The sequence below is a fragment of the Parabacteroides bouchesdurhonensis genome (assembly GCF_900186615.1).
GTDB classification, from domain to species: domain Bacteria; phylum Bacteroidota; class Bacteroidia; order Bacteroidales; family Tannerellaceae; genus Parabacteroides; species Parabacteroides bouchesdurhonensis.
The window spans coordinates 950,930-964,823 of the sequence record NZ_LT896588.1; the positions used below are offsets into that span (position 1 = coordinate 950,930).

11 protein-coding genes and 2 pseudogenes are annotated in these 13,894 nt (G+C 36.9%); 6 read left to right on the forward strand and 7 right to left on the reverse strand.

The features are described 5' to 3' along the window. Positions 1 to 27 precede the first annotated feature (27 nt). The 7 genes and pseudogenes from C1721_RS04145 to C1721_RS04175 all read right to left on the reverse strand — a co-directional run bounded on the left by C1721_RS04145 (position 28) and on the right by C1721_RS04175 (position 7,198). Complete coding sequence (locus C1721_RS04145) at positions 28 to 1,428, reverse strand: tetratricopeptide repeat protein (RefSeq protein ID WP_234347296.1); 1,401 nt, start codon at positions 1,426 to 1,428, stop codon at positions 28 to 30. Positions 1,429 to 1,430: 2 nt separating this feature from the next. Continuing rightward, positions 1,431 to 2,828, reverse strand: coding sequence for a M56 family metallopeptidase (locus tag C1721_RS04150; RefSeq protein ID WP_102407281.1), 1,398 nt, complete (start codon positions 2,826 to 2,828; stop codon positions 1,431 to 1,433). Between the two features lie 23 nt (positions 2,829 to 2,851). Then, positions 2,852 to 3,214 (reverse strand): BlaI/MecI/CopY family transcriptional regulator, encoded by a 363-nt coding sequence (locus C1721_RS04155; RefSeq protein WP_102407282.1) that lies wholly within the window; start codon positions 3,212 to 3,214, stop codon positions 2,852 to 2,854. 167 nt (positions 3,215 to 3,381) lie between these two features. Then, positions 3,382 to 3,819 (reverse strand): annotated as a pseudogene (locus C1721_RS04160) (putative quinol monooxygenase); the annotation flags it as partial. A gap of 465 nt (positions 3,820 to 4,284) precedes the next feature. After that, positions 4,285 to 4,365, reverse strand: a pseudogene (locus C1721_RS16265) (AraC family transcriptional regulator); the annotation flags it as partial. A 137-nt stretch (positions 4,366 to 4,502) separates the two neighbouring features. Further along, on the reverse strand, positions 4,503 to 6,923 hold the full coding sequence (locus C1721_RS04170) for a TonB-dependent receptor (RefSeq protein ID WP_102407283.1): 2,421 nt from the start codon (positions 6,921 to 6,923) through the stop codon (positions 4,503 to 4,505). A gap of 23 nt (positions 6,924 to 6,946) precedes the next feature. Beyond that, a complete protein-coding gene (locus C1721_RS04175) occupies positions 6,947 to 7,198 on the reverse strand; it encodes a hypothetical protein (RefSeq protein WP_102407284.1) in 252 nt (83 codons plus the stop codon). Between the two features lie 141 nt (positions 7,199 to 7,339). Between C1721_RS04175 and C1721_RS04180 the strand changes: the two genes are divergently transcribed. The 6 genes from C1721_RS04180 to C1721_RS04205 all read left to right on the forward strand — a co-directional run bounded on the left by C1721_RS04180 (position 7,340) and on the right by C1721_RS04205 (position 13,872). Beyond that, a complete protein-coding gene (locus C1721_RS04180; RefSeq protein WP_102407285.1) occupies positions 7,340 to 11,266 on the forward strand; it encodes a hybrid sensor histidine kinase/response regulator transcription factor in 3,927 nt (1,308 codons plus the stop codon). A gap of 340 nt (positions 11,267 to 11,606) precedes the next feature. Then, the gene (locus tag C1721_RS04185) at positions 11,607 to 11,987 is read left to right on the forward strand and encodes an ArsR/SmtB family transcription factor (RefSeq protein ID WP_199830397.1); all 381 of its coding nucleotides are present in this window, start codon (positions 11,607 to 11,609) and stop codon (positions 11,985 to 11,987) included. A 69-nt stretch (positions 11,988 to 12,056) separates the two neighbouring features. Next, positions 12,057 to 12,287: a thioredoxin family protein gene (locus tag C1721_RS04190; protein WP_102407286.1), complete on the forward strand. Its 231-nt coding sequence runs from the start codon at positions 12,057 to 12,059 to the stop codon at positions 12,285 to 12,287. Between the two features lie 11 nt (positions 12,288 to 12,298). Next, on the forward strand, positions 12,299 to 12,703 hold the full coding sequence (locus C1721_RS04195) for a nitrophenyl compound nitroreductase subunit ArsF family protein (protein WP_102407287.1): 405 nt from the start codon (positions 12,299 to 12,301) through the stop codon (positions 12,701 to 12,703). 9 nt (positions 12,704 to 12,712) lie between these two features. Further along, entirely contained in the window at positions 12,713 to 13,426 is a 714-nt protein-coding gene (locus C1721_RS04200; protein WP_102407288.1) for an aromatic aminobenezylarsenical efflux permease ArsG family transporter, read from the forward strand. Continuing rightward, positions 13,423 to 13,872: an arsenate reductase ArsC gene (locus tag C1721_RS04205; protein WP_102407289.1), complete on the forward strand. Its 450-nt coding sequence runs from the start codon at positions 13,423 to 13,425 to the stop codon at positions 13,870 to 13,872. The genes C1721_RS04200 and C1721_RS04205 overlap by 4 nt, the downstream gene beginning before the upstream one ends. Positions 13,873 to 13,894: the final 22 nt, after the last annotated feature.

Here is a 13,894-nt window from a genome sequence, read left to right on the forward strand (position 1 = left end):
AAGGTCTGTTTGACTACAATATGTTTCCTAAAGCAAACCGTCCGGATTTTCCGGTATCTTATTTATCAGTTCACGAATATCGAAAATGGAAATCGTAGATTTCTTTCCGTCGGGAGACAGCATTGTTTCCTCATTTGCATTCCGGAAAAACATATCTTCATAAACAGATTGCAACGCCTTTCGATAGAAGAAAAGCCCAACGACATCTTTTCCACTTTCCAGATACTTATTTACATAAAGTACTAATATAAACAATCCTTGTTGACGTTCTTTCGGCCCCGGATAATCTTTTACATCCAGACTTACATACATAGTGGCAATCTTAAACAATATATCCAATTTATCCGGATTATCTTTCCAGTAACGATAATACAATTGTACCGCTTCTTTATACCGTTTATCCTTTTGAAGCGTTTCTCCCCGGTAAAGAAGCAACTTAGTAGCGAGTAACGGATCGGGCGCTAACCCTTCTTCTGCTTTATCCAACAAAACATATGCCCTTTTACGATCATAGGTTTTGCCCAGTGACGAACCAAGCAGCAGATTCACTTCCACCGAAGTAGTATCTTTACTATAGGCAAGCTCCAAAGGCCCTATCGCATCCATATACCTGCCGGCATAATAACGGGAAGCGCCTCCGTATTTCAACGTGAAATAAGAAGAATCTCCTGCCGCAAGCAAGTTGGCATATAACGTATCGGCATCGGCATATTTTTTATTCATATATAATGTCATTGCTTTATTTTGCAGCAGTAAGCGGTTCTCCGGATTATAATATAAAGCCGTATCACAAATAGCCAATGCCTCACTTACATACGGATCACCCAAGCGCAACATCGTATTGATTAAAGCGCTTGCCAGACCGGCATTTTCACGATTCAGATTATATGCCTGGAAATAACATATGGCTGCAGCGGGATATTTCTCCATTCGTGTATAACAGTCCGCCACATTACGATACAACGCAGAGCTCTCACCGTCATTATCCATCAACTGATGATATTTATCTATCGCCTGCTCATAGTCGCCCAACTGATAGTACAAGCGGGCAAGCTGATAATTGGCATAAAAGTTCGTACTGTCACTAGCCAAAACTTTGCCATAATAAAGTTTCGCATCTGTTACCCTTCCCAAACTAACGGCAGTGCGTGCCAATGCATTCAACATATCAATATTTGTAGTATCCATGTCAAAGCAATACTTATAATAGGTGTAAGCCCGGTTATATTTCAACAAACCCTCGTAGGCTTGTCCTATTGCAGACATTACCGCAAAATCGGCAGAGTCGGCAGGTGTAAGACTATCCGCATGCGCCACTACGGCAGTAAACTGTTTTCTGTTCACCAGCTCCTGTAAAGACAAAGACTGGGCTTGTCCTGCCTGGAAGAATCCGCAAAGCAGAACAAATAAAGATACAAACCGATTCATAATTATGATAATCTAAAGGTTATAGGAACTGTATATTTAACCCGCACCGGACGGCCGCGTTGATGCCCCGGTCTCCAGGTGGGGAATGCGTTGATTACGCGCATTGCTTCTCTGTCCAGTAACGGATCTATTCCGCGGACAACTTCCGCATCGCATATTGAACCATCTTTATTTACTACAAAAGAAACTATCACGCGTCCCTGCATCCCGCTTGCTTGTGCTTCTACCGGATATTTTATGCTTTTCCCTATATATTGCAACAGAGCCGCATCTCCTCCGGGAAATCTTGGCATTTCTTCCACCACAGTAAAAACCTGATTGTTCACATTGTTTTCATTTTTTTCAGTTGCCAGAGCAAAAGGAGGAAGTACTGTAGGTATCTTTTTCTCATTCAGTCCGGGAAACAATTCTTCCATACGGCTCACCAGTCGTAATGCATCCATATTTGAGTATAGCTGCGGAGAAGATTCATTCATGCCCCTTTTATTCAATATCTCAGCTAAAGAAAAATTACGTGCTACCATTTCAATATTGCTCAGCAGCATAAGCATGCCGGCCAGTGGTATAAACATCACGTATTTAGTACGATTTATACCATGCGAACGTTGCTTGTTCATCATGCTGATACGATTCTTCAGATGCAACACATTAAAACTGTTATATAAGTCTGACGATTGCCGGTGGCTATGCGCCAATCCCAACAAATGATACTGATAACTTTTGCTATCGTAACCGGATTGTATCACTTTATTGTCGGCCAGATATTCCAGATTATGGCGCACTTCCCTTTTTAAGAGCCATACAAAAGGATTTACCCAACAAAAAATCACCATCAACTCACTTATCATAACATCTATCGAATGCCATTGAAAAACATGAGTACGTTCATGCGTCAGTATCTCATCCGTTTCTTTTTCCGAAAGGCTGTCGGGACACAGAAAAATCCAGCGGAAGAAAGAGAAAGGTCCGGCATTATTATCCAACTGCCTTACATCTACATTATGAATCCTAACCTTCGGACTTGAATAAGCCAACCATAATATACTGGACAGTTGTACCAAAAAGCGGATTAATAAAACAAACACGCCAACTGCATACATTCCCAATCCACACGTACACAGTACCTTTCCCCAATCTACGGCAACATTGGAAGCCTTAACAGTAGTTTCCGGCAGTATAACCGAATTATACAAGTAAATTACGTCTGCAATCGGAGCTTGATCCTTCAACCACTCTTGAATATTCAGCAACGGATGCAACAAAGCCAGAGCAAAGAAAGCCAACAAAGTAGTTCTCCGTAGCTTAAAGAAAGTATCTTTATAAAAAAACAAACGATAGAAGGCGTAAAAGAGTATGACCGCTACATTCACCTTCATAAAGTAGGCAAATTCCAGATTCATGGTATGTAAGATGTATTTAAGGTTTATTCCTTTTCGTTCTCAATCATATCGATAATATCTTTCAGGTCGTCCCTGGAAATCTTCTGTTCTTTGGCGAAGAAAGATACCATCTCCTTATAAGAGTTTTTGAAATAGTTACCCACCACACCGCTCATAAACACGCGCTTGTATTCGCTCTGTTCAATTTTCGGAGTGTATTCATACGTGTTACCGTATTGTTTTTTCTTCACATATTTCTTCCGTTCCAAATTCTTGATAATAGAAGCCAATGTAGTATAAGGAGGCTTCGGTTCAGGATACAATGCCAAAACATCCTTCACAAAGCAAGGCCCCAATTTCCAAATACAGCGCATGGCTTCTTCTTCTTGATGTGTTAATTTCTCCATGATTATTATTCTTTTACGATAATATTTCAAATCTACGATTTATACGTAAAACAAACAACTATAAGGAGATTAATTAGAATTAATTAACAGGGAAGGAAGATTTTAATGACGCTGCGCAACAATAAAGCCAAAAGCAAATTAGTGATTTAGCCATTATTAATAGTTGTTTATTGAATGAAGTTATTGATTCGGTTCGCAGGATTAAGTTCCAGCTGATCGGAGAGTGTCAGCTCTTTGACCATGTGCAGCGTTCCCTGTTTATATTTTTGAAAATGTTCCGATGCGATATGTGATTCATAAGCTTCTCTGCTCGCGTAAGTTTCAAGGATGGTTATCCTGCACGGATTCTCTTTCTCACAGACGGCATACATAGTTAGCACACCAGGTTCGGTTCGCAGAGAAACTTCGCCCACTTCTACTGCATATTTCATATATGCTTCGAGATATTCCGGATAGACCTCTATTTTCGACAGGCGCACAATACCGTCAGCTGTCATCGGTAGTTTGGCACACATGCCGGGCTGCTTATCCAGATTCAGGCATTTACCGGTTACCTCACCCGTCGCAAGGTAGGAATAAGTCGGAAATTCAAACAGCACAGGACTGCCGTTTTCACCGATATGGTAATCGAAAACGACCGACTTATCGACCACCGTACTGCATGAGAATAGGAGAACCGATAGCATCCAGGCAATCAATAATAACTTTTTCATAACGTCATCCTTTTATTTGTCGATTGGCTTTAAGAAAATAAATCGGCAGGCAGCTCAAACCAATCCATGATAATTCCAACTTGTCTAAACGATGGCAATTCCATAGAATCCTCGTTGTTTGTACTTTCGTCAAAATCTTTGAATGCAAATGTGTTTTTGGAGACAAACACATCGGGATTACTTGTATCTTCATCATAGTTTCATATCTTTTATCATTTAATTAATGATGTGAACAAAGGTAGTACAGCTTATCTGTTATGACATTAGATAAATTACCGATAAAACTACCAATTTTACAGATTTTCAATACCCTACCTGTTTCTGCTGCTCTGCATTGTATCGATCGCCAACGACTGGAATAACAGAATTTTGAGGAGTCAAATCACTCACTTTAGCAAAATTTCGTTTGAAAGTGGCCAGACTATGTCCTGTGTAACTTGTATAGGTTCAGATAATAAGCTGATTAACCTCTCTCTTGCTAATTCTTTCACAAGTATAAAATTTAAAAGTGAATATTGATAACCAGGCCGAAGCCTTGTTTGATTCTATATGCTGTTACTTTTTTATTTTCTGTTTTAAAAATTCGTTCCTTCAAACAAATCTCTATTATCTCTTGATTGTTGCTGACTCTTCTTATAATTGTTAAATGTATAACTAATAGATAATGTAATTACCGGATAATGCGGGCGAATACGGGTTATGGAATTCAAATCTGATGTCAGAATAGTATTTCTGTAACGGGCAGAATTGAATATATCGCGAAACGACAGTGTGGATTGCAGGTTAGGACTGAACAGTTGTTGTCGTACTGCTAAATTTACAAACCAGAAAGATTCGGACCTGCCTTGCGTGTTCACAGTAGGCCCAACAAAATTACCATCTAATTGAATACGGGTGTTTTTATGAATACGGAAAAGGTTATTGATAGTAATATCATAGTTTGTACTGGTTTCTTTTTTGCCTCCGGAAAGCAGATTGTTTACGACCTTATAATAGTAAATATTGCCATTCACATTGAGATCCCACCATTTATTCAATTTGAGTTGGGCATTGAGTTCAAGCCCTAAAGCATAATCGTTTCCGACATTAGCCATCGAGTCTAACGTTACTCCGGCCTCATACGGCACACGAAGCCGTTCGATCTTGTCTGTACGGGAACGATAAAACAAACTGGATTGCAATATATGTTCCTTCAGATTTTTTTTATAAGTGAGTTCAAAAGAGTTTATATATTCGGGGCGAATATCAGGATTTCCAATTTCAGCTGTATAAAAATCACGGTAGGTAATGTAAGGTTCCATAAAAAACAGTTCGGGGCGATTGGTACGATAGGAGTATGCAAATGTAAGTTTTTGGTCTTTTGGCATATTATATCCTATATGTACTGAAGGAAATATCTCAAATTTATTTACTGTGCGATTTGCTCCTTTGATAGAGCTGCGCAAAACACGATGGGTATGTTCTCCTCGAACACCAACTTGAGCATCAAATGTTTTATAACTATCTGAGCCGATCAGATAAACAGAATGGATTCCTTGTTGAAAATAGAATGTATTGTAGATATCGTTGCGCCAATAGAATTCTTGCTTTTCCGGATTCCAAAATTGCATGCTATAGTCCCCGTCTTCCAGATAGGAATGATATTGATAACCGCTTTCAAGTCGCCCAGTTTCACTATATGGTAGCGTATAGTCTATATTTCCATGTACTGTCCAACGTATTTCGTCTTCCCAGGCACGATGTCCATGCTCACGTTGATTATCCTTATTGAAAAGATCACTCTGGAAGTATTCAAGAGGATCGCCTTCGTATCCGACCATAAAACTCCCGGAAAGTTGATGTCCATCGTTGCTAAATTTATGTAAAAAACCGGCTTTAGCATTGTTTACGGTCGAATGAAGATCAAAGTCATCATGACTGTTATAACTATAAGAATAAGTATTTCCGTTAGAGTGAGTACTGGTTTCGGCATAATTTAAATTCCCTTCGCGAGTAAACTTGTCATATACAATTTGTAATTCTGCATTAATAGAAGTCTTAGGCGTGAAAGCATAAATAAAACCTCCACGCAAACCATAATGATAATTTTTGCTTTTTCGAGGGCCATCAGATATAGAGACGGTGGAGACTTCGTTCACCATAGTCCCTTTACTTTGATAGAAATCACTTTCACGAATTGGCTGATTCCAATGCCCCGCTAAAAACCACTGAAATTTATTATATTGTTGTGATAACAAAAAGTCGGCTCCATTGGAAAGAGCTGTACTTCCATAAATATTAACCATTCCGTTCATGCCTTGTTGTGTATTTCTTTTAGTAATGATATTAATCATACCGACTTCTCCATCAGTGTCATAACGGGATGAAGGAGTGGTGATTACTTCTATATTTTCAATTTGTCCTGCAGGAATTTGTTGTAAAGCTTGAGTTCCGGAATAAAAACTCGGTTTCCCGTCGATATAGACTTTAAAGCCACTACTGCCCCTGAAAGTAACTTCACCATCTACTCCTACGCGAATGGAAGGCGTATTTTCGAGAATATCAACAGCTGTCCCTCCGCTTCCCATCAGATTATTTGAAGCTTCAATAATTTTTTTGTCTAATTTATAAATGATTTGTTTTTTCGAAGCTTCGATTACAACTTCCGCTAGGCCTATTTCCAAAGGCTGTAACTCAATAACTCCCATATCCAATCTCGTTGTCGAAGTATCGACAAGAATTGACTCTTTTTTTAAAATATCATACCCGATTAATCGGATCATCAAAGAATATTCTCCTTTTTTTATGTCCTTAAAATGGAAATGACCATCCGGTTCGGAATAAACATGGCTTACGACCATAGTAGTACTTTTATCCATCAGGATAACATCAGCCATGTCAATAGGGCTACTTGTAATCTTCTCTTGAACTATGCCTTCAATTTGTGCAGCAGTTATATTAAAGACGTTTATACAAAGAACAAGCACGATGAGTGTCAGAATATTAGCACGTTTCATATTCTTGATATTTAATAATGTTTCTAATAATTTTTGCCAACAGGAATATGCACATCAGATACAGAAAGATTGCATTCACGATTACCTTGTTTTCCTGATTGGGCATCCGGATGATGGTCATTACCTAAAATCTGATATTCGGGAACAGATATATTCGTATTGGCAGAAAATAAGACTTCATATTCTAAGGCAATTGTTGTTTGATCTGTATTCTTGTTTCTATTTATACATGCGCAAAATATTGTGCAAATAAGAAGTAAGACTATATTTTCCATATTTTAATTATTTGATGCAAATATAGAGGACCTTATAACACCTCAAAAACACTTAAAGCAAAGTGATTAAATATGGCACAAAATGAGACAGTATTGTCATTGTTTGTTTATATTTGTATGGCATAAACATCTGTTAATATTATGACAAGATTCTATACGCTCTTGAGCTGCCTTTTACTGCTTGTTCCTAATTCGTCTGCATTTAATTTACGAAAAGCTGCGTTAAGGAATGGAGGTGGTGTGATTAACTCGGTGTTTCAGGATAAAGATGGACTGATATGGATAGGTACGAACAGCGGGCTAAATACATATGATGGCAAAGATGTGATTTCATTAAATGGATATAAAGGAATTCAAAAAATAGATGGGAGCCCAAAAGGAGATGTTTTTGTGGAAACACTCTATGGATTGTATGTTATAAATACCGCTTCAAACACAAAAACGGCTTTCGAGATGTTTAATAATGTATCTTTTTCAGCCGTTGATAGTAAAAGTACTAGTTTTATTATTCAGGGTAATGGATTTGTATATTATAAACCTCATCTTCAAGAAAATTATGATAACGTTATCATTCCAGAACTAATAGCTACAAAAATAAAAATCTTTTTTGTTGATGATAATGATATACTGAGAATTCTGACAGATGATGGATGTTTGAGAAGTTTTGAAATATCATATAATAATGAACTTGTATATCTGAAAGAGAAACCAGAAGTAAGGTTGTCTTCAAATGTATCATTCTGTTTTACGGATGAGGGTACCATTTTCTTTATTGATGAAGAATATATTTTTTACAAGTTTGATATAAAGAACAATAGCACTTCCTATATTTCTAATGTAAAATCTTTGCTTGCTGATAAAGGGAAGATAACTGCAGGTGTTGTTTTCAAAAATGAGTTTTATTTTGGAACGGAATCAGGACTTTTTCAAATAATAAATAATCATGTAAAACAAATTCCAATAAAAGGCGGAGTAAGCAGTATTGTAAAAGATCGTTTTCAGGATTTAATATGGATAAATACTTTAGGAGATGGTCTTTATACCTATTCTTTTGAACCATACTTTATTAAATCATATCTATTCTCAGATTTGTGTCCTGAGATGTTAAGACCTTCAACTGCAATTTGCTTGGATAACCAAGGTGCTCTCTGGATAGGAACAGAAGGGACGGGTGTTGTCTTATTGCCAGACTATAGTCTTGATAAAGAAATAAACGTTGTAAAAAAAATATCGAAAAACAACGGATTACCCGACAATAATATCTATTCATTCCACGAGTCAAGACAAGGGCTTTGGATCGGCTGTCAATCAGGACTAGCATTTTATTCATATAAGAACAAAAATATATCTGTACTACACAATGTCTTAGCCACCGACATCCGTGCTATTTATGAACAAGACTCTACTCTATGGTTAGCTTGTTATGAGAAAGGAATTGTGAAAACGTCAGTGGAATATAAAGATGGAGTACCTCAAATCCGGCATATACAATTATATTCAGCGAGCAACCAAGATGATGCTTCCAACCGTTTTTCATCCATATATGCAAATAGAGAAAAGATGTTATTTACCAATACTGGCAATGGCGTTTTTGAAATGAAGGATGACAAACTTAAAAAAGTCAAACTAACAGACAAAAGACTTAAAGCTACTAATCAGATTACATCTATAAACGAGTTTGATTATATGGCCGCTACTGATTTCGGTTGTTTTCGGTTTTCTCTAAATGATGATTCGATAAACAATATATCTATTTTAAATGACATAACAAGCAAGGATATACTTTCCGGTAATTGGGGAGACTACTGGTTAAGTACGGATAATGGCTTGATTATATATAATTTGAAAAAAAACAGTATTCAGTCTATTGACTACTCCTATGGATTTCCCGTTTTTGAATATAATAATGGGGCATCGTTTAAAGATATAAAAAACAACAAGTTGTTTTTTGGAGGAATCAATGGGTTTACAGCTATTCAATATAATGATTACGATGAGGCAATGGATTACATGCCAAGGCTTTCTCTTGAAAGATTGTCTTTGTTTGGAATTAATAAGAGTATCAATGATTTCAGAAAAAAAGGATCGGATCGACTGATCTTCAAATCAGATGAAAATGTATTTTCTCTATCCTTTAGAGCATTAGATTATGTCAATGGGAACAATTACATCTATTATTACAAAATAGGAAATGGACCTTGGGTAAATAATGAAAATTCAGGAACGATTTCTTTTACGGATATTTCTCCGGGCACTTATGATCTCTATATAAAGTACTATAATAAAATGCTAAATAAAGAGAGTTATGCTCAAAGTATTTCCATAAAGGTACTTCCCCCTTGGTACAAATCTGTTTATGCTTATATTGTTTATTTCTTGTTGGGATTATTGCTGGTGTACCTTTTTGTGTATGTTTTATCAAAACGAAGAAAGAAAGCAAAGAAAGAAGAAATTGCCCAAGCAGAACAACGGCGGAAAGAAGATATCTATGAAGCTAAATTGGACTTTTTCATTGATATAGCCCATGAATTTTGCACTCCTTTGACTTTGATTTCGGGACCATGTAATCTTATTCTCAATCAGAAGAACATTTCTCCATCGGTTCAGAAATATGCAGATATAATAAAACGAAACGCCAAACGTATGAATTCACTGATAAGCGATTTGATGGAGTTTAAACGAATGGAGATTGGATACAAATTACCAGAAATAACAGAACTGAATGTCTCGGCTGTCGCTAATCGCGTGATTGGAGCATTTAAAATAAACGTGCAGGGACACAATATTCGAATAGAAAAACGATATGCTGTAGATCTTAACTGGAATACAGATGAAAAATTCCTGACTACTATCTTGATAAACCTGATATCAAATGCTGTGAAATACTCAAATGATGATGCAGTTCTAGTCGAAATGAACGTTGAGAATGAATCGCTTATTCTTAAAGTTACCAATAAGGGGAAAGGTATAGTAAAGGAAGATATGGATCGCATCTTTAATCGTTTTTTAATCTCTTCCAATGAAAAACAAAGAGGTTGGAAACAGAACGGATTAGGGCTTACTGTTACAGGGAGTATGGTGAAACTATTGTCTGGAAGCATAAGCGTTATTAGTATTCCTGATGAATATACAACATTTGTTGTAAATTTACCTTTCTTGGAAATCAAGAGCAAGACATCCCGTAACACGGATTTTAATGAAGGTTTAGATGATGTGATTATACCAGAATTTGGAATCCTACAACCAAAGTATACATATAAAGACGGAAGGTTTACAGTTGCAATTATAGATGATGATCCCGAGATGCTTTGGCTCATATGCGATATACTTTCTGATGAATTTAATGTGTTACCGGTAAGAAATTCGTCAAAAGCAGTCGACATTCTTACCCAAAAACATAGCGACATTATCCTGTGTGACATGATGATGGACGATATAGATGGTATTAAGTTGGCTAAAATTTTAAAAGCAGATAAAACCACTTCCCACATCCCTTTGATTATTGTATCTGCGGCTCATGATATTGAAATACAAACGAAAGCCTTAAATGCAGGAGCTGAAATATATATAACAAAGCCTTTTGATCCTAAACACCTAAAAACAACTATAAAACGGCTTTTAGGAAGGAAAGAAGACTTAAAAAATTATTTCAATTCTCCATTAAGTGCATATGAACTGGATATGGGGAAACTACAGCATACAGAACATCGCAAGTTTTTGAGAAAGGTGTACGGAATAATCAGTAAGAATATACAAAACAAAGAATTATCCCCTGACTTTATTGCCTCCGAATTAGGAATGAGCCTCCGCACCCTCTATCGCAAGTTAAAGGAAGTAACAGATAAAGGATTATTAGAGATTATCCGGGAAGGCAAATTAGTAGAAGCGGAAAATTTGTTGCTTAAATCGAAATTTACAATTGACGAGATCGTATTCAAATCCGGATTCTCAAGCAGAGCCAGCTTTTATAGGGCATTTACCAATAAATATGGTTGTACTCCGACAGAGTTTGTCGAGAAAAATCGATTAAAAAATACCTACGAATCAAATATCAGGCTTAGTTTTTGACATAATAGATGAAAAACACTTGCTTTTTACCTATCGACAGAAAAAGGAAATCCCTGATTTCTAAACGAGATCAGGGATTTACATTGAATTTCTTCTCTTTCTTAGCTTCTCTTGTGATCCGCTTGGGTTATGAACCAAACGTTATTTTTTCCTCAATATCAGTACTTTCAAAAATTTTGGCTTTGCAACCGTCACGTTTTAGCCCTTAAAAACGGTTTGCTGTTATCCAGTGTCTGTCTGCCAACATCTTGGTTCAAATGTACGCATTATTTTTGAATTTTGCAAGTGATTGATAATGAATATATATATACGCTTGCACCTTGCACTGAAAAAAAATATAATGAAATTTGCCATCTTGAATATTGTTCGTATATTTGCGAACAATATTCAAGATATGGAAGAAAAGAAAGATTATACGGTTACGCAAGAACAGTTGGCGAGATTTGCTAAAGCATTGGGACATCCTGCTCGAATTGCCATTATGCACTTTTTAGTAAAGCAGAAAACGTGTTATTTTGGGGATATTCACGAAGAACTTCCTATTGCTAAAGCAACGGTGTCCCAACATTTGAAAGAGTTGAAAGATGCAGGGCTTATACAAGGAGAGGTGGAAACGCCTAAAGTAAAATATTGTATCAACCGAGAGAATTGGCAACTGGCTCGTGAACTCTTTAAGGAGTTTTTCGGGCAATGTATCTGTAAATCGGGGGAGTGTTGCTGATAATCCCCTTTTTTAATATCAATGTTCGTTGTTTTGCGAATTACGTTTAATATAATAAATTTATAAATTATGGAGATTAAAGTATTAGGAACAGGTTGCGCAGGTTGTAAGGCTCTGTATGCAACAGTTGAGCAAGTAGTAAAAGAATTAGCTTTGGAAGCAATAATAACCAAAGAAGAAGATTTGATGAAGATTATGGAATACAATGTAATGACACTTCCGGCTCTTGTCGTGGACGGTAAGGTAGTGGCAAAAGGCAAACTTTCTGCCAAAGAGGTAAAAGATGTATTAACCAAGTAAATCAGAGTGTGATGAAACGCTTTTTATTCCTTACTATTGCTTGTTTGTTTTCTATTTGGGGAATGGCTCAGATTGCGACAGACACCTATATGGAAGTTCTTTATTTTCATGGAAAACAACGTTGTGTAACTTGCAAAACCATTGAGAGATATACGAAAGAAGTAGTTGATACAGATTTGGCGGAATTGGTCAGAAATGGTAAACTTCGTTTCAAAGAAGTAGATATTTCAACACCTGAAGGCGAAAGACTGGCAGAGAAATATCGTGTAAGCTGGTCATCTCTCTATGTAAATAAATGGAAAAACGGCAAAGAAGAACGCAACGATATGACACGTTTCGGTTTTCAAAATGCCCGAAACAATACAGCGGCATTCAAGAAAGAATTAAAACAGAAAATCAACCAGTTGCTAAAATAACACAGTTTTATGGAATACTTACAAACATGGTTGGATAATAGTGAAATACCTATTATCACCGTTTTTCTACTCGGTCTGTTGACTGCTGTAAGCCCTTGCCCATTGGCAACCAACATTACCGCTATCGGATTTATCAGTAAGGATATAAATAACCGCAACCGAATATTTACAAATGGTATTCTATACACTTTAGGGCGTGTATTGGCTTATTCTGCATTAGGCGCAATACTTATCGCAATACTCCGAAAGGGTGCAGATATGTTTGCCATACAAAAAGGTATCAGCGAATGGGGAGAACTGCTACTTGCTCCTGCTTTGATGTTAATAGGGTTGTTTATGCTATTCGGTGATAAATTGCAATTACCAAAGTTCGGATTTTCCGCTACTGAAAAGACAGAAAAACTAAAAGGCTCATGGGGTAGTTTGTTGCTGGGGATATTGTTTGCCATGGCATTTTGTCCTACCAGTGGATTATTTTATTTTGGCATGCTTATTCCCATGTCGGCTATGGAAAGTGAGGGGTATTTGCTACCTGTCATTTTTGCATTGGCAACAGGGCTTCCGGTTATGCTTGTTGCTTGGATTTTGGCATACAGTGTAGCAGGGATAGGAAAGTTTTATAATCGTGTGCAAACTTTTCAGAAGTGGTTTAATTATATGGCAGCTATACTGTTTATCTTGGTTGGCATTTATTATGGATTGATAAATTTGGGTATAATATGAAAATTTTGATTTTATGCACAGGAAATAGTTGTCGCAGCCAAATGGCGCATGGCTTCCTGCAATCGCTTGATAAGAATATACAAGTGTTTTCGGCTGGTACACATCCGGCAGAGAAAGTTAATCCTTTGGCTGTTGAAGCAATGGCAGAAGTTGGTATTGACATAAGTAGACATATTCCTACCAATGTAACTGCTTATTTAAGTGATACATGGGATTATGTGATAACAGTATGCGGTAGTGCTAACGAAACGTGTCCAGCTTTTGAGGGTAATGTAGGGAAACGGTTGCATATTGGTTTTGATGACCCCTCGGAAGCAATAGGAACAACGGACTTTATCAGAAGTGAATTTGAAAGAGTGCGTAATGAAATCAAGAATGAATTTGCCAAATTCTACATTACAGAGATAAAAAAACAAGAACTGCCTAAATGTGCTTGTAACCGCTAATTTTTTAGGTAGCTTGTTCGTA

Excerpts from the sequence above, each read along its gene's own strand:
- C1721_RS04180 (WP_102407285.1), top strand. The coding sequence starts at position 7,340 with ATGACAAGATTCTATACGCTCTTGAGCTGCCTTTTACTGCTTGTTCCT.
- C1721_RS04170 (WP_102407283.1), bottom strand. The coding sequence starts at position 6,923 with ATGAAACGTGCTAATATTCTGACACTCATCGTGCTTGTTCTTTGTATA.
- C1721_RS04200 (WP_102407288.1), top strand. The coding sequence starts at position 12,713 with ATGGAATACTTACAAACATGGTTGGATAATAGTGAAATACCTATTATC.
- C1721_RS04185 (WP_199830397.1), top strand. The coding sequence starts at position 11,607 with ATGAAATTTGCCATCTTGAATATTGTTCGTATATTTGCGAACAATATT.
- C1721_RS04205 (WP_102407289.1), top strand. The coding sequence starts at position 13,423 with ATGAAAATTTTGATTTTATGCACAGGAAATAGTTGTCGCAGCCAAATG.
- C1721_RS04175 (WP_102407284.1), bottom strand. The coding sequence starts at position 7,198 with ATGGAAAATATAGTCTTACTTCTTATTTGCACAATATTTTGCGCATGT.
- C1721_RS04195 (WP_102407287.1), top strand. The coding sequence starts at position 12,299 with ATGAAACGCTTTTTATTCCTTACTATTGCTTGTTTGTTTTCTATTTGG.
- C1721_RS04190 (WP_102407286.1), top strand. The coding sequence starts at position 12,057 with ATGGAGATTAAAGTATTAGGAACAGGTTGCGCAGGTTGTAAGGCTCTG.
- C1721_RS04155 (WP_102407282.1), bottom strand. The coding sequence starts at position 3,214 with ATGGAGAAATTAACACATCAAGAAGAAGAAGCCATGCGCTGTATTTGG.
- C1721_RS04145 (WP_234347296.1), bottom strand. The coding sequence starts at position 1,428 with ATGAATCGGTTTGTATCTTTATTTGTTCTGCTTTGCGGATTCTTCCAG.
- C1721_RS04150 (WP_102407281.1), bottom strand. The coding sequence starts at position 2,828 with ATGAATCTGGAATTTGCCTACTTTATGAAGGTGAATGTAGCGGTCATA.